Origin of the sequence: Lysinibacillus sp. RC79 (assembly GCF_041262405.1) — a bacterium.
In the GTDB taxonomy this organism is placed as follows: Bacteria; Bacillota; Bacilli; order Bacillales_A; family Planococcaceae; genus Lysinibacillus.
Genome location: NZ_JBGCCD010000071.1, coordinates 1 through 1,234, shown reverse-complemented (window position 1 = coordinate 1,234; position 1,234 = coordinate 1). Strand labels below are relative to the sequence as shown.

Sequence of the window (1,234 nt, the reverse complement as noted above, 5' to 3'; positions counted from 1 at the left end):
CCAACAGCGCGCTTACCCTATCCTACTGCGTCCCCCCATTTCTCAAACGGTGAGGAGGTGGTACAGGAATATCAACCTGTTGTCCATCGCCTACGCCTATCGGCCTCGGCTTAGGTCCCGACTAACCCTGAGCGGACGAGCCTTCCTCAGGAAACCTTAGTCATACGGTGGACGGGATTCTCACCCGTCTTTCGCTACTCATACCGGCATTCTCACTTCTAAGCGCTCCACCAGTCCTTCCGGTCTGACTTCAACGCACTTAGAACGCTCTCCTACCACTGACATCGTAGATGTCAATCCACAGCTTCGGTGAATCGTTTAGCCCCGATACATTTTCGGCGCAGCGTCACTCGACCAGTGAGCTATTACGCACTCTTTAAATGATGGCTGCTTCTAAGCCAACATCCTGGTTGTCTGTGCAACGCCACATCCTTTTCCACTTAACGATTACTTTGGGACCTTAGCTGGTGGTCTGGGCTGTTTCCCTTTTGACTACGGATCTTATCACTCGCAGTCTGACTCCCGTGTATAAATATCTGGCATTCGGAGTTTGTCTGAATTCGGTAAACCGGGATGGCCCCCTAGTCCAAACAGTGCTCTACCTCCAGTATTCTCATCACGAGGCTAGCCCTAAAGCTATTTCGGAGAGAACCAGCTATCTCCAAGTTCGATTGGAATTTCTCCGCTACCCACACCTCATCCCCGCACTTTTCAACGTGCGTGGGTTCGGGCCTCCAGTAAGTGTTACCTCACCTTCACCCTGGACATGGGTAGATCACCTGGTTTCGGGTCTACGACCACGTACTAATTCGCCCTATTCAGACTCGCTTTCGCTGCGGCTCCGCCTTCTAAAGCTTAACCTCGCACGTAATCGTAACTCGCCGGTTCATTCTACAAAAGGCACGCTATCACCCATTAACGGGCTCTAACTACTTGTAGGCACACGGTTTCAGGATCTCTTTCACTCCCCTTCCGGGGTGCTTTTCACCTTTCCCTCACGGTACTGGTTCACTATCGGTCACTAGGTAGTATTTAGCCTTGGGAGATGGTCCTCCCGGATTCCGACGGAATTTCACGTGTTCCGCCGTACTCAGGATCCACTCAGGAGAGAACGAACTTTCGACTACAGGGCTTTTACCTGCTCTGGCGGACCTTTCCAAGTCGCTTCATCTAACTCGCTCTTTTGTAACTCCGTATAGAGTGTCCTACAACCCCAAGAGGCAAGCCTCTTGGT

General features: G+C 51.7%; 1 rRNA gene. It reads right to left on the bottom strand.

Annotated elements, in window-relative coordinates:
* A 23S ribosomal RNA gene (locus ABH968_RS27765) occupies positions 1-1,234 on the bottom strand; the annotation flags it as partial.